General features: G+C 71.5%; 24 protein-coding genes. 7 read left to right on the forward strand and 17 right to left on the reverse strand.

What is annotated here, in order from left to right:
• Nucleotides 1-306 precede the first annotated feature (306 nt).
• Nucleotides 307-969, reverse strand: coding sequence for a DNA-3-methyladenine glycosylase (locus AMK29_RS00005; protein WP_073806507.1), 663 nt, complete (start codon nt 967-969; stop codon nt 307-309).
• Between the two features lie 87 nt (nt 970-1,056).
• Between AMK29_RS00005 and AMK29_RS00010 the strand changes: the two genes are divergently transcribed.
• The 3 genes from AMK29_RS00010 to AMK29_RS00020 all read left to right on the forward strand — a co-directional run bounded on the left by AMK29_RS00010 (nt 1,057) and on the right by AMK29_RS00020 (nt 3,103).
• Nucleotides 1,057-1,839 (forward strand): sporulation protein, encoded by a 783-nt coding sequence (locus AMK29_RS00010; protein ID WP_073806508.1) that lies wholly within the window; start codon nt 1,057-1,059, stop codon nt 1,837-1,839.
• Between the two features lie 53 nt (nt 1,840-1,892).
• Nucleotides 1,893-2,432 carry a YbhB/YbcL family Raf kinase inhibitor-like protein gene (locus tag AMK29_RS00015; protein WP_073806509.1) on the forward strand — a complete coding sequence of 180 codons (540 nt, stop codon included), beginning with the start codon at nt 1,893-1,895 and terminating at the stop codon, nt 2,430-2,432.
• A gap of 164 nt (nt 2,433-2,596) precedes the next feature.
• Nucleotides 2,597-3,103 (forward strand): HNH endonuclease, encoded by a 507-nt coding sequence (locus tag AMK29_RS00020; protein ID WP_073806510.1) that lies wholly within the window; start codon nt 2,597-2,599, stop codon nt 3,101-3,103.
• Nucleotides 3,104-3,184: 81 nt separating this feature from the next.
• On the opposite strand, the gene AMK29_RS00025 is transcribed toward AMK29_RS00020, so the two are convergent.
• The 4 genes from AMK29_RS00025 to AMK29_RS00040 form a co-directional block, all read right to left on the reverse strand.
• Nucleotides 3,185-3,958 carry a sulfite exporter TauE/SafE family protein gene (locus AMK29_RS00025; RefSeq protein ID WP_198942158.1) on the reverse strand — a complete coding sequence of 258 codons (774 nt, stop codon included), beginning with the start codon at nt 3,956-3,958 and terminating at the stop codon, nt 3,185-3,187.
• Between the two features lie 92 nt (nt 3,959-4,050).
• On the reverse strand, nt 4,051-4,995 hold the full coding sequence (locus tag AMK29_RS00030) for an SPFH domain-containing protein (protein WP_073806512.1): 945 nt from the start codon (nt 4,993-4,995) through the stop codon (nt 4,051-4,053).
• Between the two features lie 94 nt (nt 4,996-5,089).
• The gene (locus AMK29_RS00035) at nt 5,090-5,521 is read right to left on the reverse strand and encodes an NfeD family protein (protein WP_073806513.1); all 432 of its coding nucleotides are present in this window, start codon (nt 5,519-5,521) and stop codon (nt 5,090-5,092) included.
• Nucleotides 5,522-5,597: 76 nt separating this feature from the next.
• The gene (locus tag AMK29_RS00040) at nt 5,598-6,395 is read right to left on the reverse strand and encodes an ABC transporter ATP-binding protein (protein WP_073806514.1); all 798 of its coding nucleotides are present in this window, start codon (nt 6,393-6,395) and stop codon (nt 5,598-5,600) included.
• Nucleotides 6,396-6,530: 135 nt separating this feature from the next.
• Here AMK29_RS00040 and AMK29_RS00045 point away from each other — a divergent pair, with 135 nt between their 5' ends.
• A complete protein-coding gene (locus AMK29_RS00045) occupies nt 6,531-7,322 on the forward strand; it encodes a hypothetical protein (protein WP_073806515.1) in 792 nt (263 codons plus the stop codon).
• A 105-nt stretch (nt 7,323-7,427) separates the two neighbouring features.
• Here the strand turns inward: AMK29_RS00045 and AMK29_RS00050 are convergent, their stop codons facing one another.
• The 3 genes from AMK29_RS00050 to AMK29_RS00060 form a co-directional block, all read right to left on the reverse strand.
• The gene (locus AMK29_RS00050; protein WP_073806516.1) at nt 7,428-7,670 is read right to left on the reverse strand and encodes a chaplin; all 243 of its coding nucleotides are present in this window, start codon (nt 7,668-7,670) and stop codon (nt 7,428-7,430) included.
• 153 nt (nt 7,671-7,823) lie between these two features.
• Nucleotides 7,824-8,468, reverse strand: coding sequence for a response regulator (locus tag AMK29_RS00055; protein WP_073806517.1), 645 nt, complete (start codon nt 8,466-8,468; stop codon nt 7,824-7,826).
• Nucleotides 8,461-9,606 (reverse strand): GAF domain-containing sensor histidine kinase, encoded by a 1,146-nt coding sequence (locus AMK29_RS00060; RefSeq protein ID WP_073806518.1) that lies wholly within the window; start codon nt 9,604-9,606, stop codon nt 8,461-8,463. The genes AMK29_RS00055 and AMK29_RS00060 overlap by 8 nt, the downstream gene beginning before the upstream one ends.
• 428 nt (nt 9,607-10,034) lie before the next feature.
• On the opposite strand from AMK29_RS00060, the gene AMK29_RS00065 reads away from it, so the two are divergent.
• Nucleotides 10,035-10,820 (forward strand): transglycosylase SLT domain-containing protein, encoded by a 786-nt coding sequence (locus AMK29_RS00065; protein ID WP_073806519.1) that lies wholly within the window; start codon nt 10,035-10,037, stop codon nt 10,818-10,820.
• Nucleotides 10,821-10,901: 81 nt separating this feature from the next.
• On the opposite strand, the gene AMK29_RS00070 is transcribed toward AMK29_RS00065, so the two are convergent.
• On the reverse strand, nt 10,902-13,460 hold the full coding sequence (locus AMK29_RS00070) for an ABC transporter ATP-binding protein/permease (RefSeq protein ID WP_073806520.1): 2,559 nt from the start codon (nt 13,458-13,460) through the stop codon (nt 10,902-10,904).
• Between the two features lie 266 nt (nt 13,461-13,726).
• Here AMK29_RS00070 and serB point away from each other — a divergent pair, with 266 nt between their 5' ends.
• On the forward strand, nt 13,727-14,941 hold the full coding sequence (serB, locus tag AMK29_RS00075) for a phosphoserine phosphatase SerB (protein WP_073806521.1): 1,215 nt from the start codon (nt 13,727-13,729) through the stop codon (nt 14,939-14,941).
• 121 nt (nt 14,942-15,062) lie between these two features.
• On the opposite strand, the gene AMK29_RS00080 is transcribed toward serB, so the two are convergent.
• From AMK29_RS00080 to AMK29_RS00095, 4 genes are all read right to left on the reverse strand, one after another.
• Nucleotides 15,063-15,581, reverse strand: a complete 519-nt coding sequence (locus AMK29_RS00080) for a SixA phosphatase family protein (RefSeq protein WP_073806522.1) — start codon at nt 15,579-15,581, stop codon at nt 15,063-15,065.
• 35 nt (nt 15,582-15,616) lie between these two features.
• Nucleotides 15,617-15,823 (reverse strand): hypothetical protein, encoded by a 207-nt coding sequence (locus AMK29_RS00085; RefSeq protein WP_073806523.1) that lies wholly within the window; start codon nt 15,821-15,823, stop codon nt 15,617-15,619.
• A gap of 223 nt (nt 15,824-16,046) precedes the next feature.
• On the reverse strand, nt 16,047-16,163 hold the full coding sequence (locus tag AMK29_RS37565) for an SGM_5486 family transporter-associated protein (RefSeq protein WP_260461994.1): 117 nt from the start codon (nt 16,161-16,163) through the stop codon (nt 16,047-16,049).
• Nucleotides 16,164-16,180: 17 nt separating this feature from the next.
• Nucleotides 16,181-17,647: a CynX/NimT family MFS transporter gene (locus AMK29_RS00095; protein ID WP_073806525.1), complete on the reverse strand. Its 1,467-nt coding sequence runs from the start codon at nt 17,645-17,647 to the stop codon at nt 16,181-16,183.
• 62 nt (nt 17,648-17,709) lie between these two features.
• Here AMK29_RS00095 and AMK29_RS00100 point away from each other — a divergent pair, with 62 nt between their 5' ends.
• On the forward strand, nt 17,710-18,471 hold the full coding sequence (locus AMK29_RS00100; RefSeq protein WP_241845041.1) for a FadR/GntR family transcriptional regulator: 762 nt from the start codon (nt 17,710-17,712) through the stop codon (nt 18,469-18,471).
• Here AMK29_RS00100 and AMK29_RS00105 read toward each other — a convergent pair.
• The 4 genes from AMK29_RS00105 to AMK29_RS00120 all read right to left on the reverse strand — a co-directional run bounded on the left by AMK29_RS00105 (nt 18,416) and on the right by AMK29_RS00120 (nt 22,363).
• Nucleotides 18,416-18,826: a hypothetical protein gene (locus AMK29_RS00105; protein WP_073806526.1), complete on the reverse strand. Its 411-nt coding sequence runs from the start codon at nt 18,824-18,826 to the stop codon at nt 18,416-18,418. The genes AMK29_RS00100 and AMK29_RS00105 overlap by 56 nt on opposite strands.
• A gap of 177 nt (nt 18,827-19,003) precedes the next feature.
• The gene (gene fabI / locus AMK29_RS00110) at nt 19,004-19,780 is read right to left on the reverse strand and encodes an enoyl-ACP reductase FabI (RefSeq protein ID WP_073806527.1); all 777 of its coding nucleotides are present in this window, start codon (nt 19,778-19,780) and stop codon (nt 19,004-19,006) included.
• A 5-nt stretch (nt 19,781-19,785) separates the two neighbouring features.
• Complete coding sequence (fabG, locus tag AMK29_RS00115) at nt 19,786-20,490, reverse strand: 3-oxoacyl-[acyl-carrier-protein] reductase (protein WP_073806528.1); 705 nt, start codon at nt 20,488-20,490, stop codon at nt 19,786-19,788.
• A 190-nt stretch (nt 20,491-20,680) separates the two neighbouring features.
• The gene (locus tag AMK29_RS00120) at nt 20,681-22,363 is read right to left on the reverse strand and encodes a hypothetical protein (protein WP_073806529.1); all 1,683 of its coding nucleotides are present in this window, start codon (nt 22,361-22,363) and stop codon (nt 20,681-20,683) included.

A 22,363-nucleotide genomic window follows, 5' to 3' on the forward strand; every position in this document is an offset into this window, starting at 1 on the left:
CTTTGTACTCACCCTCTCGGGTTTTCCTCCGGGCTTCCCTTCGGTATTTCGTGTTTCCAACCTTACCAGATCGTTTTCCGTTCCGTTTCCGGTTCGGAGTTCGCATCCGGTGGCCTGTTGGCTGCCTTTCGCCTCTCGGCGCGTTCACTACTTTAGCTGATTCATTCGGCGACTCATAATTGAGTCAATCGAATTCGAATTCCGGCATGCCGGAACAGACCCCAGTTGGGGTCATCATGTTCAGTAGTGGATGGCCGCTGCGGGGTGCTTGAACAAGCAGGCCCGTAACCAGCTGCTCGGGCTACGTTAGGCGCTCGGTGTGCCGGAGTCAAGTCTCCGCCTCCGGGGGGTGTGGGCCCGGTACGGGCTGACCGTCGGGTCCTCGTCGATCCAGAAGCGCCAGGGGTGCGGGGCGCCGTCGCCGCCGACGCCGGTGCGGGGGCCGGTGCGGATACGGTCCGGGTCGGGTGGGGTGCCGGTGAGCAGGGTCAGCGGGGCGTCCGGGCCGTCGCACGTGTCCGTGCCGTTCAGGGAGAGGGCGACGTCGAGGGCCGTGGCCAGGCGCGCCGGGCCCTTGGCCAGCTCGCGGTCGTAGCGGGCCGAGCGCCGGCGGGCGCGGGCGTGGTCCGCGCCGTGGAGGAACTCGCCCGCGCGCAGGAGGACCCCGCTCGCCTCGCCCTCCGGGCCGCACACCAGGTTCAGGCAGTGCCACATGCCGTACGTGAAGTAGACGTACGCGTGTCCGGGTGGGCCGAACATGACGGCGTTGCGTGCCGTGCGGCCCCGGAAGGCGTGCGAGCCGGGGTCGATGGCGCCGGCGTACGCCTCCACCTCCGTGAGGCGCACTTCCATCCGGCCCTCGTCGGAGTTGCGGACGAGGGTGCGGCCGAGGAGATCGGGGGCCACCTCCAGGACCGGGCGGTCGAAGAACGTCCGCGGGAGCGGCGTACGGTCGGGACTCTCGCTCATGGCGTCCGAGCGTAATGGGGTCCGCCGGGGAACCGGCTACGGTCGTCGCGCGTATGTAGGGGTCAGTACCGAGAAGGAGAGACATTCATGGGATTCAAGAAGCTGCTCGCGAGCCTGGGTGCCGGTGGGGCCAGCGTGGAGACGGTGCTCGTCGAGGCGAACGTGGTTCCGGGCGGCGTCGTCCAGGGCGAGGTGCGGATCCAGGGCGGCAGTGTCGACCAGCAGATCGAAGGGCTCTCCGTCGGGCTGCAGGCGCGGGTCGAGGTGGAGGGCGGCGACCAGGAGCACAAGCAGGACGTCGAGTTCGCCAAGGTCCGTCTGGGCGGTGCCTTCGAGGTGAAGGCCGGCGCGGTGCACGTGGTGCCGTTCGGTCTGGAGATCCCGTGGGAGACGCCGGTGACCTCCGTCGCCGGGCAGCAGCTGCGCGGTATGAACATCGGTGTGACGACCGAACTGGAGATCGCCCGCGCGGTGGACTCCGGTGACCTGGACCCGATCAACGTGCACCCGCTGCCGGCGCAGCAGGCGATCCTGGACGCCTTCCTCCAGCTGGGCTTCCGTTTCAAGAGCGCGGACATGGAGCGCGGGCACATCCGGGGGACGCGGCAGAAGCTGCCGTTCTACCAGGAGATCGAGTTCTTCGCGCCGCAGCAGTACCGGGGGCTGAACCAGGTCGAGGTCAGCTTCGTCGCGGACGAGGCCGAGATGGACGTCGTCCTGGAGATGGACAAGAAGCCGGGTCTGTTCGGTGAGGGCAGCGACTCCTTCCGCGCGTTCAAGGTGGGTCTGCACGACTTCCACACGACCGACTGGGCGGCTTACCTGAACCAGTGGCTCGCCGAGGTCGGCGGCCGCCGCAACTGGCTCTAGGCTCGGCCCCGTAAGGCTGCTGAGGCAGTACGGGCGATACGGAGGTTTTCGACGTGTCCGAAGGCAAGAGGGCGCCGCTCCCCCACGACTTCCATCCGCCGGTGGCGGCGTTCACGGTGGTGAGCGACGACATCGTGCCGGGTGGGGTCCTGAAGGACGCTCAGGTGTACGCGGAGGGGAACACCTCGCCGCAGCTGCGCTGGGAGGGGTTCCCGGCGGAGACGAAGAGCTTCGCCGTCACCTGCTTCGACCCTGACGCCCCGACGGGCAGCGGGTTCTGGCACTGGGTGCTGTTCGACATCCCGGTGTCGGTGACGGAGCTGCCCGTGGGTGCCGGGTCGGGGGCCTTCGAGGGTCTTCCGGCCGGGGCCGTGCACGCGCGGAACGACTACGGCGCCAAGGAGTTCGGTGGTGCGGCTCCCCCGGAGGGGGATCCGGCGCATCGGTACGTCTTCACGGTGTACGCGGTCGACAGCGAGAAGCTCGGTCCGGACGCGGACGCCTCACCGGCGGCCGTCGGGTTCAACCTGCGGTTCCACACGCTGGGGCGTGCCCAGCTGGTCGCCGAGTACGCGGCTCCGGCGGCGGTCTGATCGTTCGTTTGTTGTTTGCCCGCTTCTGGTCTTGGAGAGATCAGAAGCGGGCATCTTTTGTTGCGCGGGAAATTGCGTTGTCCGACCCCGGCCGGCCCGGCCATCGTTGATCCAGGCCCCACAGCCCCGTCCGGGGTTGGGCCTGCACACGGGAGGTGGGCACAATGCGGGACACACTGGTACTCAACGCGAGCTTCGAGCCGCTGTCGACGGTCACTCTGAACCGTGCGGTGGTTCTTGTCCTGCAGGCGAAGGCCGTCGTCGAGCACGCCCATCCCGATCTGCGGGTGCGCGGTGCCGAGGTGGACCTTCCCGTGCCGCGGGTGATCAGGCTCTGCCGTTACGTACGGGTGCCCTTCCGAAGACAGGCGCCGTGGTCGAGACGGGGGGTGCTGGTCCGGGACCAGCACCGGTGCGCGTACTGCGGGCGGCGGGCCACGACCGTCGATCACGTGGTGCCGCGTGCGCAGGGTGGTGGGGACAGCTGGCTGAACACGGTCGCCTCCTGCGCCGAGGACAACCACCGCAAGGCCGACCGGACTCCGGAGCAGGCGGGGATGCCGCTCCTGCACCAGCCGTTCGAGCCGACGCCGGCGGACGCGATGCTGCTCGCGATGCGGGCGAGCGAGCGGTCGGAGCTGCCGGAGTGGCTGGCCAAGGCGGCCGCGTAACCCCGTTCCGTACACGGTGGGCCCGTCTCTCCCCATGGGGAGGGGCGGGCCCTCGCGGTCGTGCCGGCGGCCGCGTACCGGCTACTTGAGCGTCAGCTGAAGGATCGCGACGACGCCGACCGCGATGATCACTCCACGCAGGACCGTGGGCGACAGCCTGCGGCCGACCTTGGCGCCGATCTGGCCGCCGATGGTGGAGCCGACGGCGATGAGCAGGACGGCCGTCCAGTCGAACTCGGCGACGAAGAGGAAGAAGACCGCGGCGACGCCGTTGACGAGGGCGCCGAGGATGTTCTTGACGGCGTTGATCCGCTGCAGGGTGTCATGGAGCAGCAGGCCCATGAGGGAGAGGTAGAGCACTCCCTGGGCGGCGCCGAAGTAGCCGCCGTACATGCTGGCCAGGCAGAGGCCGACGAGGAGGGCGGGGCCGCCGTCGGGGTGGGCCTCGGTGCCGGTCTGTTCGCGGCGGCGCTGGACGGCGGCGGCGATGCGGGGCTGGAGGATGACCAGGATCAGCGCGAGGCCGATGAGGACGGGGACGATCGCGTCGAAGGCCTCGGACGGCAGGGCCAGGAGCAGGATCGCGCCGATGAGGCCGCCGACGAGGGCGGCGCCGCCGAGGCGGAGGACGCGGGCTTTCTGACCCTTGAGTTCGCGCCGGTATCCGATGGCTCCGCTGATGGAACCGGGGACGAGCCCGAGGGCGTTGGAGACGTTCGCGGTGATCGGGGGGAGTCCGGTCGCGAGCAGGACCGGGAACGTGATCAGCGTTCCCGATCCGACGATGGTGTTGATGGTGCCGGCGCCGATGCCGGCGGCGAAGACTGCCAGTGCTTCCCAGATGGACAACGCCATCTCCTTACATGGTCAGTGAGTCGCCTCCCCGCCCTGGGGTCGCCAGGGTCGAGGGGCTCGCACCGATCATGCACGAGGACTACGTGTACGTGTCAGTCAACCGTGGGTTCTTCTCGCCGGTGGGGCACGCCGCCGCCGTCCTTGGTGTTGAAGCCGGGGGTGCCGCCGCCGATGTTGCCGAAGGCGCCGGAGAGGCCCTTGAGGGCGTCGCCGATCTCGCTCGGCACGATCCAGAGCTTGTTGGCGTCGCCCTCGGCGATCTTCGGGAGCATCTGGAGGTACTGGTACGAGAGGAGCTTCTGGTCGGGGTCGCCGGCGTGGATGGCCTCGAAGACCGTGCGGACGGCCTGGGCCTCGCCCTCGGCCTTGAGGGCCGCGGCCTTGGCCTCGCCCTCGGCGCGGAGGATCGCCGACTGCTTCTCGCCCTCGGCGGTGAGGATCGCGGACTGGCGGGTGCCCTCGGCGGTGAGGATCGCGGCGCGCTTGTCGCGCTCGGCGCGCATCTGCTTCTCCATCGAGTCCTGGATGGAGGTCGGCGGCTCGATCGCCTTGAGCTCGACGCGGTTGACGCGGATGCCCCACTTGCCGGTGGCCTCGTCGAGGACGCCGCGCAGGGCCGCGTTGATCTCCTCCCGGGAGGTCAGGGTCCGCTCCAGGTCCATGCCGCCGATGATGTTGCGCAGGGTGGTGACGGTGAGCTGCTCGATCGCCTGGATGTAGCTGGCGACCTCGTAGGTCGCGGCGCGGGCGTCGGTCACCTGGTAGTAGATGACGGTGTCGATGTTGACGACGAGGTTGTCCTGGGTGATCACCGGCTGCGGCGGGAACGGGACGACCTGCTCACGGAGGTCGATCCGGTTGCGGATCGAGTCGATGAACGGGACGACGATGTTCAGTCCCGCGTTGAGCGTGCGGGTGTAGCGGCCGAAGCGCTCCACGATCGCCGCGCTCGCCTGCGGGATGACCTGGATCGTCTTGATCAGGGCGATGAAGACGAGCACCACCAGAATGATCAGGACGATGATGACTGCTGACATCGTGTTCCCCCGAGCCCTTCGCTGCCGGTTGACGGCCGGTTGGCCTTGCATGATCGAGTTTCGCAGATGACGGAACGTCATGGGCGAGGTTCGGTCACATGACGACGGCGGTCGCTCCCTCGATCTCGACGACGTCGACCTGGTCGCCCGGTTCGAAGGTCTGTCCGGTGTCGAGCGCGCGGGCCGACCAGATCTCGCCCGCGAGCTTGATCCTGCCTCCGCCGGAGGCGTCGACCCGTTCCAGCACGACGGCCTGACGACCCCTCAGGGCGTCGACGCCGCTGGCCAGTCCGGGTCCGCCGTGTCGGTGGCGGGCCGCGATCGGGCGTACCACCGCGACGAGCGCCACGGAGACGACGACGAAGACGAGCACCTGGGGGACGACGGTGAAGCCGAGGGCGGCGGTCACCGCCCCGGCGACCGCTCCGACGGAGAACATGCCGAACTCCGGCATCGCGGTCAGGACCAGCGGAATGCCGAGCCCCACCGCGCCGATCAACCACCAGACCCACGCGTCGATGTCCACGGGGTCATGGTAGGGCGGGTGGGGTCCTCGGGGACAGGGCGCGGGCGGCTGTGCGGGACGCCGGCGCTCCGGCCGGTCACTTCAGGGGCAGGCCGTGGGCGGTCCAGCGGTCGGCGACGCGCTCGACGACGAGCGGCAGGCCGAAGCAGAGCGAGAGGTTGCGGGAGGTGAGCTCCATCTCGATGGGACCCGCGGCGAGGACCTTGCCCTGACGGATCATCAGGACGTGGGTGAAGCCGGGCGCGATCTCCTCGACGTGGTGGGTGACCATGATCATGGAGGGGGCGTACGGGTCGCGGGCGAGCCGGCCGAGGCGGCGGACCAGGTCCTCGCGGCCGCCGAGGTCGAGGCCTGCGGCGGGCTCGTCGAGGAGGAGGAGCTCGGGGTCGGTCATCATGGCGCGGGCGATCAGGGTGCGCTTGCGCTCGCCCTCGGAGAGGGTGCCGAACTTCCGGTCCAGGTAGTCGTTCATCCCGAGCCGGTCGAGGAAGGCCTTGGCACGCTGCTCGTCGACCGGGTCGTAGTCCTCGTGCCAGGTGGCGGTCATGCCGTACGCGGCGGTGAGCACGGTCTGCAGAACCGTCTGGCTCTTGGGGAGCTTCTCCGCCATCGCGATGCCGGCCATGCCGATGCGGGGCCGGAGCTCGAACACGTCGGTGCCGACGCCGCCGAGCTGCTCACCCAGGATGTGGGTGGTGCCCTTGGTGGGGAAGAGGTAGCTGGAGGCGATGTTCAGAAGGGTGGTCTTGCCGGCGCCGTTGGGTCCGAGGATCACCCAGCGCTCGCCCTCCTTGACCGACCAGGAGACCTCGTCCACCAGAGCCCGTCCGTCGCGGACCACGGATACGTCCACCAGCTCCAGTACATCGCTCATGAGCGCGTTGTCTCCCCTTGCGGTCGAGTCGTGTCGTCGCCTAGCGCCGATGGGCGCGGCGTCCAGGGGAAAACCTACGTTATCGACGGAGCGGGGCCGTCCCTAGGGCTTCCTTTGAGTCCCTAGTCTGGGGGGATGCTTTCGGAACCACGCTCAGGACGCCTGGCGGCATGGGGCAACGCCCTGCTGGCCGGGGCGGTGTCGCCGGACGAGGCGGCGCTGGCCATTGTCGGGGAGGACGCGGTGCACCGCGTGGAGGGGCTGCCGGGTGAGGCGATGCCGGTGGGGCTGACACTGGCGCTCGGCCGGCTGCGGCGGCTCGGGGTGACCGGGTGGCGGGTGGCGCTGCCCGCGCCGGGGCATCCGCTGGGGCTGAGCGGGCCGCCGGACTTCAACGCACGCGCGTTGGAGGCGGAGGAGGCGGTGGTGGGCTTCGGCGCTCCGTACGGTCTCGTACCGGAGGTCTCCGAGGCGGGCCCGGTGGGTGACGTGCACGTGGAGGTGGTCTGGCGCTGTCTCGCGGTACGGGAGGCTCCGCCGGCGGACGTGCCGTCGCTGGGCGAGGCCGAGCGGGAGCTGGCGGAGGCCCTGCGGGACGCCACGGCGGTGCTGACCCGGCTCGACGTCGCGGCCTCGGGTCCGGTGGCGGACGCGGTGCGTGAGGCGTACCGGGCGCGGGCGGAGGTGGGCCGGGAGGTCCTGGCCCCCGGGTATCCGCCGCGGGCGGTCCGGGTCCTGGAGCTGGCGCAGCGGGTGGGGCTGCTCGTGGACCTGGCGTACGACCACGGTCACGGGGGCGCGGTGAGCGCCTCGGAGATGGCGGCGCGGGGGGAGGCGCTGCGGCCGGTGGAGCGGGTGGCGCGGCGGGCGCAGGTGGCGGCGTACAACGCGTATGTGGAGGAGAGGGAGCGCGAGCGGGGGTTCTGAGCCGCTGCCGCGGGGCTCCGGGGTCGGTTTCCGGGGCGGACGTGCGGGGAGGAAAGGGGCCGGCCCCCGGGGGGATCGTCCGGGGGCCGGTGGTGCGGGGGCTGCTCAGAGGTTGGCGGCGTGGTTGCCGAAGGCCGGGTTGAGCAGGCCGATCACGTTGACCGTGTTACCGGAGACGTTCACGGGGACGTGGACCGGGACCTGCACCAGGTTGCCGGAGGCGACGCCCGGCGAGTGGAGGGCCTGGCCCGTGGCCTCGGCGCCGTGGGCGGAGGCGACACCCGCGCCGGCGGCGACGATGCCCCCGGCGACCATGGTGAGGGCGGCGGCCTTCTTGAGGTTCTTCACTTGGTACATCCTCCTGGTCATCGCTGCGGCCGGTCAGCCGCAGCACGCCATGGAGAACGGCGTGCGCCCCGGCAGGTTGCGCCGAACGGGGGACATACACACGACGGTATGAAGGATTGAACGGTCGTGCGCCCGGCGCGCGCAGGGGGCGCGTCAGTCGGTGAGGCCGTGCCGGACCGCCCAGAGGGCCGCCTGGGTGCGGTCCGCGAGGTCGAGCTTCATGAGGATGTTCGAGACATGGGTCTTGACCGTCTTCTCGGAGAGGACGAGCGCGCGGGCGATCTCACGGTTGGACCGGCCGTCCGCGATCAGGCCGAGGACCTCGCGCTCCCGTTCCGTGAGCGTCGTGCCGCGCCCCGTGCCTCCCGGGGAGTCGTCCTGGGTCAGGAGCGCGCCCGCGACCTCGGGCTGGAGCAGGATGTGCCCCGCGTGGACGGAGCGGATCGCGCCGGCCAGCGCGTCGGGGTCGATGTCCTTGTAGACGTACCCGGAGGCGCCGGCGCGGAGGGCGGGGACCACCGTGCGCTGCTCGGTGAAGCTGGTGACGATCAGGACCCTGGCCGGGTTGGCGAGCTCGCGAAGCCGCTTCAGTGCCTCGATGCCGTCCGTACCGGGCATCTTCACGTCCATGAGGACGACGTCGGGGCGGAGCTCCTCGGCCCTGGCGACGCCCTCGGCCCCGTCGGAGGCCTCCCCCACGACCTCTATGTCGTCCTGCACCTCCAGGAAGGTGCGCAGTCCTCGCCGGACGACCTGGTGGTCGTCGACCAGCAGGACGCGGATGCGCTTGTCAGCCACCGGGAACCTCCATCTCAATCGTGGTGCCCTCGCCCCGGGCCGAGGTCACGGTGAGGGACCCGCCGACGCCGCTCGCCCGGTCCCGCATGGAGACCAGGCCCAGGTGGCGCCCGGCGCTGCGGACCGTCCGCGGGTCGAAGCCCTTGCCGTCGTCGGTGACCGTCAGCCGGGCGCCCTGGCCGCTGCGGGTGAGAGCGACGGCGACCCGTTCGGCGTCCGCGTGCCGCAGCGCGTTGTGCAGGGCCTCCTGGGCGACGCGGAGCACGGCCTCCTCCTGCGCGGCGGGCAGCGCGCGGGTGCCGGGGCTCTCGAAGGTGACGCGGGCGGAGTGGGCGCGGTCCAGGACCTGGACGTGGGTACGGAGGGTGTGGACGAGACCGTCCTCGTCGAGGGCCGCGGGGCGGAGCTCGACGACGGCGGCGCGGAGCTCGTCGGCGGCCTCGGCGGCGAGCGCGGCGACCTGCTGGAGCTCGTCCTTGGCGCGGCCGGGGTCGCGGTCGACGAGGGCGGCGGCGGCCTGGGCGGTCAGTCGGAGGGAGAAGAGCTTCTGGCTGACGGCGTCGTGCAGCTCATGGGCGAGGCGGGAGCGCTCCTCGGCGATGGTGAGCTCGCGGCTGCGCTCGTAGAGGCGGGCGTTGGTGAGGGCGATGGCCGCGTGCTGGGCGAGGATCGCGAGCAGTTCCTCGTCCTCGGCGGTGAAGCCGCAGCCGCCGGTCTCGCTCGGGCACCGCTTGTTGGCGAGGAAGAGGGCGGCGAGGATCTCGTCGCCGTCCCTGACGGGGAGGCCGAGGAAGTCGGACAGCTCGGGGTGGGCGTCGGGCCAGCCCTCGAAGCGGGGGTCCTCGCGGACGTCGGCGAGCCGCTCGGGCTCGGCCTTGTGGAGCATCGACGCGAGGATGCCGTGCTGCCGGGGCAGCGGGCCGATCGCCTTCCACTGTTCGTCGCTGACGCCGTCGACGACGAACTGGGCGAAGCCGCCGTGATCGTCGGGGACGCCCAGGGCCGCGTACTCGGCGTCGAGCAGCTCACGGGCGGAGGCGACGATCGTCTTGAGGACGTCGCGGACCTCCAGATGGCGGCTCATCGCCAGCAGGGCGGTGCTCACGGCGGCCAGGCCGGAGCTCGGTCGATGGCTCATGGCTTCACCGTACCGGCGGGCCGTGACCGTGCGTATCCGCCCGGAGACGGCCGTGGAGGGGCCCCGGGACCTAGGTCGTAGGGCTCGGTACCCGCTCTCGTCCGCAGGGATGAGGCGGCTCACTGTGCGCATTGCTCACGCAACGCCTGGTGAGGTTGCTACGAGCCCGATGTGAGGCCGGGCATAGGACCCAGGTCACTTACGAAGGCACCTAGTGGAGGCTCCGAGTGGGGGTCAGGGTGGGGTGAGTCAGACATAAGGGCCCCTAGGTGGCTCGTGCACGGGCCCCTGATCCACTACCCGGGATCGTACGTCACACCTTTGCCAGGGCATTTTGCTGCCGCTAAGAATTGCCGACGTCGCCGCCGAGCAGGCGTAGCGCCACTCCTGGCGGAGCGACTCCCAGCGATTCGAAGAGGTAGTCCGGAATGTCTGCGAACACCCCTAACACTCGTGGCCTCAAGAAGACCCACAAGGCCACGATCGCCGGCGTCGCCGCCCTGGGCGCCGCGGCGCTCACCCTGTCCCTCGTGCCCGGCAACGGCTCCACCGAAACGGAGCCGGTGGCTCTTTCCGGTACGCAGCAGGTGGCCTGGTCGTACAACGCGAGCAGCCCGCAGGCGAAGGCCCTGGCCGCCAGCGTCACCGAGCAGCAGACCACGATCGGTCTCAAGGCCAAGCAGGAGGCCGAGGCGAAGGCCAAGGCCGACGCGCTGGCCAAGGCGAAGGCCGCCGCCGCCGCGAAGGCGAAGGCGGACGCCAAGGCCAAGGCCGCGGCGAAGGCCAAGGCCGACGCCAAGGCGAAGGCCGCTGCCGCCGCGAAGGCCGCGGCGAAGAAGCGCGCCGCGGAGAAGGCGGCCGCGAGCCGTTCCGTGGCCCGTACCCCGGTCTTCGCGAACAACCTCGACGGCTGGATCCGCGAGGCGCTGTTCATCATGGACAAGCACAACATCCCGGGCACCTACAACGGCCTGCACAAGAACATCATGCGTGAGTCCAGCGGCAACCCGCGGGCCATCAACAACTGGGACATCAACGCCATCAACGGCGTCCCGTCCAAGGGCCTGCTCCAGGTGATCTACCCGACCTTCAAGGCCTACCACATTCCGGGCACCAAGTTCGACCAGTACGACCCGGTCGCCAACCTCGTCGCCGCCGCCAACTACGCGGCCGACCGCTACGGCTCGATCGACAACGTCAACAGCGCCTACTGATCCCGGTCAGGACGCCGTCGTACGCCGAAGGGCGGCACCCCCGTGCGGGGTGCCGCCCTTCGGCGTCCTGCCGTGCCGTGCCTACTTGCGCATGACCTCGGGCTCGTGCCGGCGCAGCAGCCGCGCCACGACCACGCAGCAGACGACGGCCATGACCAGCTGGACCCCGAGGTCCAGGCTCCACTGGCCGACCGAGTGCTCCCACAGCGGGTCGGTGTTCGTGGGGTTCTTCGGGTCCCACGGCGGCATGAGGCGGGCCAGGTCGAGGGTGGTGCCGGCGCCCGCGATGCCCCAGCGGGAGGGCATCAGCCAGGCGAACTGCTCCAGGCCGGGCGAACCGTACACCTGGAAGAGGATGCCGGTGAACACGACCTGGATGATCGCGAACATGACCAGCAGCGGCATGGTCTTCTCGGCGGTCTTCACCAGCGCGGAGATGACCAGGCCGAACATCATCGAGGTGAGGCCGAGGGCGATGACCTGGATGCAGAGCTCGACGGCCGGCGGCATGAAGAGGCCCTCCGCGGGGAGCGCCCGGGTGGAGAAGCCGATCCCGCAGATGATCACGCCCTGGAAGGCCGTGATCAGGCCGAGGACGATGACCTTGGACATCAGGTACGCGGAGCGGGACAGGCCGGTGGCGCGCTCCCGCTCGTAGATGACCCGTTCCTTGATCAGCTCTCGGACGGAGTTCGCCGCGCCGCTGAAGCACATGCCGACCGCGAGGATCAGCATGATCGTGCCGGCGTCGCCGTTGAAACGGGACGGCGGCGTGGGCGATCCCAGGCCGAAGTCGGCGGGGATGACGACGGAGACCGCGCCGAGGACGGCCGGCAGGATCACCATCAGGCCGAGGAAGCCCTTGTCGGAGGCGATCACCGAGACGTAGCGGCGCATCAGGGTCCACAGCTGGGAGCCCCAGCCCTGAGGCTTGGGCGGCCTGGCGGCGGACTGCTGCGGCATCTGGACGGGCTGGGCGGCGACGGCGTCGATGTCCGCGGCGTAGAGCTGGTAGTGCTGCGAGCCCTTCCAGCGGCCCGCCCAGTCGTAGTCGCGGTAGTTCTCGAAGGCGGAGAAGACGTCGGCCCAGGTGGAGTAGCCGAAGAAGTTCAGCGCCTCGTCCGGCGGGCCGAAGTACGCCACGGAGCCGCCGGGCGCCATGACCAAGAGCTTGTCGCACAGGCCCAGCTCGGCCACCGAGTGGGTGACGACGAGGACCGTGCGGCCGTCGTCCGCGAGGCCCCGGAGCAGCTGCATGACGTCGCGGTCCATGCCCGGGTCGAGGCCGGAGGTCGGCTCGTCCAGGAAGATCAGCGAGGGCTTGGTGAGGAGCTCCAGGGCGACCGAGACGCGCTTGCGCTGACCACCCGAGAGGGAGGTGACCTTCTTCTCCTTGTGGATGTCGAGCTTGAGCTCGCGCAGCACCTCGTCGATCCGGGCCTCGCGCTCGGCGGCGGCGGTGTCGCCGGGGAAGCGGAGCTTGGCGGCGTAGCGCAGCGCCTTCTGGACGGTCAGCTCCTTGTGCAGGATGTCGTCCTGCGGGACCAGACCGATGCGCTGGCGCAGCTCGGCGAACTGCTTGTAGAGGCTCCGGTTGTCGTAGAGGACATCGCCCTCGTTGGCGGGGCGGTAACCGGTCAGCGCCTTGAGCAGGGTCGACTTTCCGGAGCCCGACGGGCCGATGACACCGATCAGCGACTTCTCCGGGACGCCGAAGGAGACGTCCTTGAGGATCTGCTTGCCGCCGTCGACCGTGACCGTGAGGTGGCGGGCCGAGAACGAGACCGAACCGGTGTCGACGAACTCCTCGAGCTGGCCGCCGACCAGCCGGAAGGTCGAGTGGCCGACGCCGACGATGTCCTGCGGGCCGAGGAGGGCCGTGCCGCCCTTGGTGATCGGCTGACCGTTGACGTACGTGCCGTTGTGGGAGCCGAGGTCACGGATCTCGAAGCGGCCGTCGGGCGTCGCGTGGAACTCGGCGTGGTGCCGCGAGACCTGGAGGTCGGAGACGACCAGCTCGTTCTCGAGGGCACGGCCGATGCGCATGACGTGGCCGAGGGCCAGCTGGTGGAACGTGGTGGGGCTGCGGTCGGCGTAGGCCGACGACGCCCCCGCGGCGGCGCCGTGCTGGCCGGGTCCCTGCTGCCCGTGTCCCTGGTGCGGGACCTGCTGCTGCGGCACGTGCGGCGGCGGGGACTGCTGCCAGCCCTGCTGCTGCGGCGCCTGGTGCTGCGGCGGAGCCTGGTGCGTCAGCCATTCGGCCTGCTCCGCGGCCTGGTGCGCCGGGACCGGCTGGGCCGCCTGGGCCTGCGGCTGACGGGCCTGCTGCGCGCCCTGGGTTCCGGCGAGATTCAGCCGGGGGCCGTCGGTCGCGTTGCCGAGGTGGACGGCCGAGCCGGGGCCGATCTCCACCTGGTGGATCCGCTGGCCGTGCAGGAACGTGCCGTTGGTGGAGCCGTGGTCCTCGATGACCCAACTGCGGCCGCTCCAGCTGATGGTGGCGTGGCGCCACGAGACCCTGGCGTCGTCGATCACCAGGTCACCCTGCGGATCGCGGCCAAGGGTGTACGACCTGGACGGGTCGAGCGTCCAGGTCCTTCCGTTCAATTCCAGTACGAGTTCTGGCACTCCATGCCCCACTACTTGTCCCCCGATGTACCCCCGTCGCAGGGAGTCTAGGGATGGCGAACATCGGGGGGAACTATTTCAGGCCCGGTCCCCTCTCCGAAAGTCGGGCACGGTGAAGACCCCGGGGAGGGGCCCGACGGGTGGGTCGACGGGGGGCGACGGGTGGGCCGACGGGTGGCCGGTGAGTGACCCGGCGGGTGGGCCGGCGGCCACTCGGGTGTCCGCTACGCGGGACGGGGGGTCGGGCCGCGCGCGGTGCCCGATACGGTGGAAGCACCATGAGCGCATCGCAGACCTCAGACGTTCCCACCCTTCTCGTCAAGATCTTCGGGAAGGACCGTCCCGGGATCACCGCGGGACTCTTCGACACCCTCGCCGCCTACTCCGTCGACGTCGTGGACATCGAGCAGGTCGTCTCCCGCGGCCGCCTCGTCCTGTGCGCGCTCGTCACCGAGCCGACCGTCGCGTCGCAGGGCGAGCTCCGGGCCACCGTGCACAGCTGGGCCGAGTCCCAGAAGCTCCAGGCCGAGATCCTCTCCGGTACGGGTGACAACCGGCCGCGCGGCAGTGGGCGCTCCCATGTGACCGTGCTCGGGCACCCGCTGACCGCGGAGCAGACGGCGGCCATAGCGGCCAGGATCGCGGAGACCGGCGGCAACATCGACCGCATCTTCCGGCTGGCGAAGTATCCGGTCACGGCCGTCGAGTTCGCCGTGTCCGGCTGCGAGACCGAGCCGCTGCGGACCGCGCTGGCCCCCGAGGCGCACACCATCGGCGTCGACGTGGCCGTGGTCTCGGCCGGACTCCACCGGCGCGCCCAGCGGCTCGTCGTCATGGACGTCGACTCGACGCTGATCCAGGACGAGGTGATCGAGCTCTTCGCGGCGCACGCGGGCTGCGAGGACAAGGTCGCCGAGGTGACGGCGGCCGCGATGCGCGGAGAGCTGGACTTCGAGCAGTCGCTGCACGCGCGGGTGGAGCTGCTCGCCGGGCTCGACGCCTCGGTGGTCGACAAGGTCCGCGCCGAGGTGCGGTTGACGCCCGGGGCCCGGACCCTGATCCGTACGCTCAAGCGGCTCGGCTACCAGGTGGGAGTCGTCTCCGGCGGCTTCACGCAGGTCACCGACGATCTGAAGGAGCGGCTCGGACTGGACTTCGCCTCCGCCAACACGCTGGAGATCGTCGACGGCAAGCTCACCGGGCGGGTGACCGGCGAGATCGTGGACCGGGCGGGCAAGGCGCGGCTGCTGCGCCGGTTCGCGGCGGAGGCCGGGGTGCCGCTGGCGCAGACCGTGGCGATCGGCGACGGGGCGAACGACCTGGACATGCTGAACGCGGCCGGGCTCGGCGTCGCGTTCAACGCGAAGCCGGTGGTGCGCCGGGCCGCCGACACCGCGGTGAACGTGCCGTTCCTGGACACCGTGCTGTATCTGCTGGGCATCACCCGCGAAGAGGTGGAGGCGGCGGACGGCCCCGAGGACCAGCTGCACTGAGCGGGGGCGGCGCGCGTACACCGAAGGGGCCCGGTCGTCGGATGACGGCCGGGCCCCTTCGGCGTACGGGTCGGGCGCACGCGGCAGGCGTACGGGTCGGCGCACGCACCGGGCGCGCGGGTCAGGCGTGCGGGGTCCAGAAGTCGACGAGCTTGGCGGCGCCGTGCTCCAGGGACTTCCAGTCGCCGCTGAAGGTGAGCACGGCGAAGGCGGAGGTCGGGAAGCCGCTGCGGTTCATCCGGGGCAGGACGTCACCCTCGGACTCGCCGGCCAGGGCGTCGGCGAGCGCGTGCATGCCGGGGTTGTGGCCGATGACCAGGAGGTCGCCGACCTCGTCCGGGGTCTCGCTGAGCAGGGCGATGAGCTCGCCGAGCGAGGCCTCGTACAGCCGCTCCTCGTACACGGTCCTGGGGCGCTCCGGCAGTTCGTGTACGGCCAGCTTCCAGGTCTCGCGCGTTCTGACGGCGGTCGAGCAGAGGGCCAGATCGAAGCCGATGCCCGTCTCGGCGAGCCTTCGGCCCGCCACCGGGGCGTCCGCGCGGCCTCGGTCGGCGAGGGGGCGCTCGTGGTCGGACTCCTGGTTCCAGTCCGCCTTCGCGTGTCGGAGCAGCACGATCCTGCGGGATGTATCGACGCTCATGCTCCTCAGCTTCGCATGAAACGGCTCGCGTCGACTCAGGGTGAGAGCGTTTGCTGGATCTGCTCCAGGACCCGGCCGACCCCCGGGTCACCCGCGGTGGCGTGAGCCCCGCCGGGACCGGCCATCAGGAGCAGCAGAGCGGTGAAGGCGGCCACGGGGAGGACGAGCGCCCACCAGGGCAGGCGGGTGTCGGCGACGCCGGTCGGCAGGGGCCGGGTGCTGGTGTGCGATCGGGCCGACATGGCCGCCTCCGAGGGATGGGGAACCGTTTTCCGCGTGGTCTCCAACCTACGGAGCGGGTCGCCTCCGGCCCATCAGGTGATCCACCCAGTTCACCCTGACACTCACCCCCTAGGGGATGCGGGGGTTGTCCCCACCCCCGGCGCCCACGGGACTCACCGGGCTCCTGGGGCCCACGGGGCCCACGGGGCCGACGGGCTCACGGGCTCACCAGGTTCCTGGGGCTCACGGGGAGGCGAACGTGGCGATGACGGCGATGACCACCGAGATGCCGAGCATCGCGCCGAGCACGAGGAGCAGCTTCTTCTGGCCGTTGGGGGGATTGGGTTCGAGGACTGGCATGGCGACAGTCTCGCATCTCAGCATTCGTCCTCGACCGTCCGGTCCCTGCCCGCCAGGGTTCCGACGATCATCTGCGGCACCATGAGCCCGCCCATGAGCGCGATCGGCAGCCCCCAGCCGCCGCTGTGCTGGTAGAGCACACCGACGAGGAGCGGCCCGGGGATGGAGATGAGGTAGCCGACGCTCTGCGCGAAGGCGGAGAGCCGCACGACTCCCGCGCCGGTGCGCGAACGCATGCCGATCATGGTGAGGGCGAGCGGGAAGGCGCAGTTGGAGACGCCGAGGAGCAGCGCCCAGGCCCATGCTCCGGCGGCCGGGGCGAGGAAGAGGCCGGTGTACCCGCCGAGGCCGCAGAGACCGAGGGCGACGACGATCGGGCCCTGGTTCCTCATCCGGGTGGCGAGCCGGGGGATGACGAAGGCGAGGGGGACGCCCATGACCATGGTGACGGCGAGGAGCACGCCCGCGGTGGAGGCGGGGACGCCCGCGTCGCGGAAGATCTGCGGCATCCAGCCCATGGTGATGTAGGCGCCGGTGGCCTGGAGTCCGAAGAAGCAGCCGAGGGCCCAGGCGGTACGGCTCCGGGTGACGCGCGGCGGGGCGGCGGCCTCGGCCGGGGCCGCGGAGCCGGTGCCCGTGGCGGGCGCACGCGTGGCGGCGCCCGGGGCCGCGGAGCCGGTGCCCGTGGCGGGCGCACGCGTGGCGGCGCTCGGCGCGGTGGCAGGCGCGCTCGTGCCGGGCGCGCTCGGGTTCGTGGCCGCGCGCTCCCCCGGGCGACCCGCGTCGGAGCGGTCGCGCAGGAGGGGGATCCAGGGCAGGACGGCGAGGGCGGCGACGGCCGCCCAGACGCCGAGTCCGATGCGCCAGTCCCCGCCGAGGGCCTCGGTCATCGGCACGGTCGCGGCGGCGGCCACGGAGGTGCCGAGGGCGAGCGCCATGGAGTAGAGGCCGGTCATGCTGCCGACGCGGTCGGGGAAGTACCGCTTGACGATGACGGGCATCAGGACGTTGCTGACGGCGATGCCCATGAGGGCGAGGGCGCTGGCGGCGAGGAAGCCCGCGGTGCCGCTCGCGAAGGGCCGGAGGAGGAGGCCAGAGAAGATCGCGGCCATGCCGGCGCAGACGACGGCGACGGGGCCAAAGCGGCGGGCGAGGCGCGGGGCCGTGATGCCGAAGACCGCGAAGCAGAGCGGGGGCACCGAGGTGAGGACGCCGGCGACGCTGCCGCTCATGTGGAGGCCCTCGCTGACCTCTTCGAGGAGGGCGCCGAGGCTGGTGATGGCGGGGCGCAGGTTCAGCGCGGCGAGGACGAGTCCGACGGTGACGAGGCCGAGGGTCCAGCGGTGTGCCCGCGCCGGTACGGGAGAATCGCCGGCTGTGGCGGTGGCTCCGGAAGGCGTCGCGGTGGCGGTCGTTCCGGAAGGTGTCGCGGTGGCCGCGGCCGGTCGTACGGCGGGGTCGAGGGTCTTGGACTCGTCAGGCATGGGGCCATCATAGAATCATGGGATGATTGGTTGTCCAATCTCGAACGAATGGAAGGTGTTCCATGGCCCTCGGTCATCCGCGGCGCGCAGGCCTCTCCGATCAGGTGATCGCCGAGCTGCGGAACCAGATCACCTCGGGCGAGTGGCCGGTCGGGTCCCGCATCCCGACGGAACCCGAGCTGGTCGAGCAGCTGGGCGTGGCCCGCAACACCGTGCGCGAGGCGGTGCGGGCGCTCGCCCACAACGGGCTGCTCGACATCCGCCAGGGCTCCGGCACGTACGTCATCGCCACCAGTGAACTGGCCGGCGTCATGCACCGGCGCTTCGCCGGCTCCGACCCCCGGCACGTCGCCGAACTGCGCTCGACCCTGGAGTCGTCGGCGGCGCGGCTCGCGGCGGAGCGGCGCACCGAGCGGGATCTGAAGCAGCTCGACGCCCTGCTCGTACGGCGGGAGGAGGCGTGGGAGTCCGGCGACGCGGAGCGGTTCGTGACCGTCGACGCGGCCTTCCACCACGCGGTCGTCGCCGCCTCGGGCAACGAGGTGCTCACGGAGCTCTACGCGGACCTGGGCGACGTGCTGCGGGAGTGGCTGCGCGACGACGTGGGGCAGGTGCTGCGGCCCGAGAACCACATGGACCACGCGCGCCTGGTGGAGGCGATCCGGGACGGCGACGCGGAGCGGGCCGGTACCGAGGCGGCCGGCTATCCCTTCATGTGCCTGCGGAGCCCGGGGCCGGAGCCGGCCGCGGAGCCCGTCGCCGAGCCGGTCACGGGGCCGGTCGCAGAGCCTGGTCCGCCGGCCGGTCCGCCGGCTGGTGCGTGACCCAGGCGGAGCGGACCTCTTTCCAGCAGCGGCCGGTGACCTGGGCGTGGGCGGCCGGGCCGACGTCCACGGGGGCGCTGTCGCTGTCGACGTCCCACCAGCGCTCGCACTCGACGTGGAGGCGGACCCGGTCGGTCTCCGGGTACGGGTTGCGGCAGTGGGCCGTGACGTGGGAGCCCTGGACGACGGTGTGGCAGGAGGCGCCGAAGTTCTCCGGCTCCTCGGCCGCGGGGGCGGTGACGGGAGGCTCGTCGACCGGGGCGGGGGCGGCCCGTACCTCGGCGGCCACGGCTATCCCGGTCAGCAGGACGGCGACGGAGGCGAAGGCTCCGAGCCCGTTGCGTATGGCGTGCATACCCGTACCTCCTCCCCGTCCGTCAAAGGAACCGCAGTAGCAGGAACTTCACGCTCTGCCCCAGTCTGGGGTGATTCGCGCTACTTTTCGAGTCGGGCAGCAGTTGCGGAAACGCGAGGGCCGTGGGCCGCCCCCGGGGGGGGCGGGCCCACGGCCCTCTTCGGCTGCGCGGTGTCGTCAGGCGCCGATCGCGTGCAGACCGCCGTCGACGTGGATGATCTCGCCCGTGGTCTTCGGGAACCAGTCGGAGAGCAGCGCGACGATGCCGCGGCCCGCCGGCTCGGGGTCGGAGAGGGTCCACTCCAGCGGGGAGCGGCTGTCCCAGACCGAGGCCAGCTCGCTGAAGCCCGGGATGGACTTGGCGGCCATCGAGCCGAGCGGCCCGGCCGAGATCAGGTTGCAGCGGATGTTCTGCTTGCCCAGGTCACGCGCCATGTAGCGGCTGGTGGCCTCCAGGGCGGCCTTGGTCGGGCCCATCCAGTCGTACTGCGGCCAGGCGTACTGCGCGTCGAAGGTGAGGCCGACGACGGAGCCGCCCTCGGTCATCAGCGGCAGCACCGCCATGGTCAGCGACTTCAGGGAGAAGGCGGAGACGTGCATGGCGGTGGCCACGGACTCGAACGGCGTGTTGAGGAAGTTGCCGCCGAGCGCGTCCTGCGGGGCGAAGCCGATCGAGTGCACGACGCCGTCGAGACGGTCACCGAGGTGCTCGCGGACCTGGCCCTCGAGACGCGCCAGGTGCTCGTCGTTGGAGACGTCCAGTTCGAGGACCTTGACGTCCTCGGGCCGGGGGAGCTTCCTGGCGATGCGCTCGGTCAGCGTGGGCCGCGGCCAGGCGGTGAGGATGATCTCCGCACCCTGCTCCTGGGCCAGCTTCGCGGCGTGGAAGGCGATGGAGGACTCCATCAGCACACCCGTGATGAGGATGCGCTTGCCCTCGAGAATTCCGCTCATGGTGATCAGTGACCCATGCCCAATCCGCCGTCAACCGGGATGACGGCTCCAGTGATGTACGAGGCGTCGTCCGAGGCGAGGAACTTCACCGTGGCGGCGATCTCCTCGGGCTGCGCGTAGCGGCCCAGCGGCACCTGGGACACGATGCCCGCGCGCTGCTCGTCGGTGAGCACCGCGGTCATGTCGGTGTCGACGAAGCCGGGGGCGACGACGTTGAAGGTGATGTTGCGGGAGCCCAGCTCACGCGCGAGAGAACGGGCGAAGCCGACGAGGCCGGCCTTGGAGGCGGCGTAGTTGGCCTGACCCGCGGAGCCCAGCAGACCGACGACCGAGGAGATCAGGACGACACGGCCCTTCTTGGCCCGCAGCATCGCCCGGTTGGCACGCTTGACGACCCGGAAGGTGCCGGTGAGGTTGGTGTCGACGACGGACGTGAAGTCGTCCTCGGACATGCGCAGGAGAAGCTGGTCCTTCGTCACGCCGGCGTTGGCCACGAGGACCTCCACCGGACCGTTCTTCTCCTCGATCTCCTTGTACGCCTGCTCGACCTGCTCGCCGTCGGTGATGTCGCACCTGACGGCCAGGAAGCCCTCGGGCGGCTCGCCGGAGCGGTACGTGATCGCGACCTTGTCGCCGGCCTCGGCGAACGCGCGGGCGATGGCGAGGCCGATGCCCCGGTTTCCTCCGGTGACGAGAACCGAGCGGCTCAACGGATCACCCTTTCGATAGCGGTCTGGTAGCCGAAAACCTATCGGTATCGCCCCCGACATGAGGAATCGACCTCCGACAGTGGCGTCGGGGCGTCACTGTCGGGTCTCTACAGCTCGGAGGCGGTACGAGGCGGCCGCCCGCCGCCCCCGACGGAGCCGTACGCCGCCCCTGACGTGGGCCTCCGTGTCCCTACGGGGCCCGGAGGTCCGCCCGGGAGAGTTCGGCGCACAGCTCGTCGAGTGTCCGGTCGTACAGCACGGACCGGTGCGCGAGCACGTTCCTCGCGGTGACGAGGAGCCGCAGCAGCCGCGCGTCGTCCGGGGGCAGCGCGAGCGCTCCGCCGACGTGGGCCCGGAGCAGTTCGCCCACCTGCAGTTCCAGGAAGGCCCGCTCCGGGGTGGCGCCCAGGTGGGCGGGGGGCCGGTCGGCGTGGTCGGCGACGAGGGCGGCGACCGGCCGGTTGAGGTGGCCGAGCGCCCGTGCGGCGAGACGCTGCCGGGCCTCCTCGATCCAGGGCGCCAGGACCCGCTGCTGCGCCTGCGAGACCAGGGCGGTGAGCCGGGCCCGAGCGTCGGCGTCGCCCGGTCCGGCCGTCGGCGCCGCCGGGTGCCAGACGGCCACATGGGCGCGGAGCCGGCCCTCCCAGGAGACGACGGCGCCCGCGGCCCACGCCTGGCGCAGTTCCGCGCCCGGTCGCAGCAGGGCTCCGATCCTCCGCAGCGGCGGGCAGTCGGCCGGGGCGGGGACGGGCGTCCGGGCGAGGCAGCGCCCGAGTGCGGCGCCGAGGGCGTGCTGCGAGCCGTCCCATTCCAGGGCGAGCGACCGGGCGAGCTCCAGGTCGGGGCCGCAGATCTCGACCACGGTCTCGGTCCGCAGCGCGCGGTGGATCCGCTCCCGCAGCGGGTCGCGGTCGCGCCCGGAGGTGTCGGGCCCGTGGTCGAGGATCGGCGCGATCGCGGTGGCCGTGTCGAGCCGGCCGAGGGCGCCCCACCACCAGTGCACGGCCGTGTCGCCGACGCCCTTCCTGAGTTCGTCGGGGAGCGAGTCCGGCAGGTCGCGGAGGCGGGCGACGACCAGGAGGCGGGGGCGTTCGCCCGGCGGGAGGCCGGCCGCCCGGACGGCGGCGGCGAGGAGGCGGAAAAGACGCTCGACGCCGGCACCGCGCGGACCTCCTGGCGTGCCCGAGTCGGTGCCGCCTCCCGCACGCGCGCCCGTCCCCGCGCCCGTGCTCGTGCTCGTACCGGCACCCGTGCTCGTACCGGCACCCGTCCCCGCGCCCGTACCCGTCCCCGTACCGCCGTCGTTCTCCGCCCACGCGCGGATGCCGACGACCGGGCGGCGGTCACGGCCGGGTGCGACCAGGGCGGCGACGGCCTCGTCCGCGCCGACCGAGAGCTCCTTGCCGAGGCGGGCGAGGAGTCCGTGCGGGTCGTGCCGGGGGCCGGCCTGCTCCTTCCGGGGTGCCGGTACGCGGGGCGGGCGGGCCTCCAGGGACCAGCCGAGGTCGAGATCGAAGCCGTCGTCGGGCAGGTCGAGATAGGGCAGTTCGTCCGGGTCCGCCCACCACTCCCCCTCCGCCGCCGTCTCCTCCGCGACCGGGGCGGGGCCCCACCCGGGCTCCGGCTCGGGCTCCGCCTCGCGCGCGCGTGCGGACGCCGGGGCCGGCACGTCGACGCGGACCGGACTGCCGAACAGCGCCCCGCGGTACAGCTCGTCCGCGAGCCCCGACTCCACCATGGCGTCGGTGACCAGCCAGAGGCAGTTGAGCCCGGCCGCGAGGTCGGCGGCGACCCCGCGCAACTGCGCCCGCACGCCGGGCAGGTCGCCGGGGTTCACGGCGCGCCCGGCCGTACGGGCCTCCGCCTCCGTCAC

The sequence above is a fragment of the Streptomyces sp. CB02261 genome (genome assembly GCF_001905665.1).
Classification (GTDB): Bacteria; Actinomycetota; Actinomycetes; order Streptomycetales; family Streptomycetaceae; genus Streptomyces.

Excerpts from the sequence above, each read along its gene's own strand:
- AMK29_RS00030 (WP_073806512.1), bottom strand. The coding sequence starts at position 4,995 with ATGTCAGCAGTCATCATCGTCCTGATCATTCTGGTGGTGCTCGTCTTC.
- AMK29_RS00085 (WP_073806523.1), bottom strand. The coding sequence starts at position 15,823 with ATGTCGGCCCGATCGCACACCAGCACCCGGCCCCTGCCGACCGGCGTC.
- AMK29_RS00020 (WP_073806510.1), top strand. The coding sequence starts at position 2,597 with ATGCGGGACACACTGGTACTCAACGCGAGCTTCGAGCCGCTGTCGACG.
- AMK29_RS00060 (WP_073806518.1), bottom strand. The coding sequence starts at position 9,606 with ATGAGCCATCGACCGAGCTCCGGCCTGGCCGCCGTGAGCACCGCCCTG.
- AMK29_RS00040 (WP_073806514.1), bottom strand. The coding sequence starts at position 6,395 with ATGAGCGATGTACTGGAGCTGGTGGACGTATCCGTGGTCCGCGACGGA.
- AMK29_RS00080 (WP_073806522.1), bottom strand. The coding sequence starts at position 15,581 with ATGAGCGTCGATACATCCCGCAGGATCGTGCTGCTCCGACACGCGAAG.
- AMK29_RS00105 (WP_073806526.1), bottom strand. The coding sequence starts at position 18,826 with ATGCACGCCATACGCAACGGGCTCGGAGCCTTCGCCTCCGTCGCCGTC.
- fabI (WP_073806527.1), bottom strand. The coding sequence starts at position 19,780 with ATGAGCGGAATTCTCGAGGGCAAGCGCATCCTCATCACGGGTGTGCTG.
- AMK29_RS00065 (WP_073806519.1), top strand. The coding sequence starts at position 10,035 with ATGTCTGCGAACACCCCTAACACTCGTGGCCTCAAGAAGACCCACAAG.
- serB (WP_073806521.1), top strand. The coding sequence starts at position 13,727 with ATGAGCGCATCGCAGACCTCAGACGTTCCCACCCTTCTCGTCAAGATC.
- AMK29_RS00025 (WP_198942158.1), bottom strand. The coding sequence starts at position 3,958 with ATGGCGTTGTCCATCTGGGAAGCACTGGCAGTCTTCGCCGCCGGCATC.
- AMK29_RS37565 (WP_260461994.1), bottom strand. The coding sequence starts at position 16,163 with ATGCCAGTCCTCGAACCCAATCCCCCCAACGGCCAGAAGAAGCTGCTC.
- AMK29_RS00010 (WP_073806508.1), top strand. The coding sequence starts at position 1,057 with ATGGGATTCAAGAAGCTGCTCGCGAGCCTGGGTGCCGGTGGGGCCAGC.
- AMK29_RS00005 (WP_073806507.1), bottom strand. The coding sequence starts at position 969 with ATGAGCGAGAGTCCCGACCGTACGCCGCTCCCGCGGACGTTCTTCGAC.
- AMK29_RS00045 (WP_073806515.1), top strand. The coding sequence starts at position 6,531 with ATGCTTTCGGAACCACGCTCAGGACGCCTGGCGGCATGGGGCAACGCC.
- AMK29_RS00100 (WP_241845041.1), top strand. The coding sequence starts at position 17,710 with ATGGCCCTCGGTCATCCGCGGCGCGCAGGCCTCTCCGATCAGGTGATC.
- AMK29_RS00095 (WP_073806525.1), bottom strand. The coding sequence starts at position 17,647 with ATGCCTGACGAGTCCAAGACCCTCGACCCCGCCGTACGACCGGCCGCG.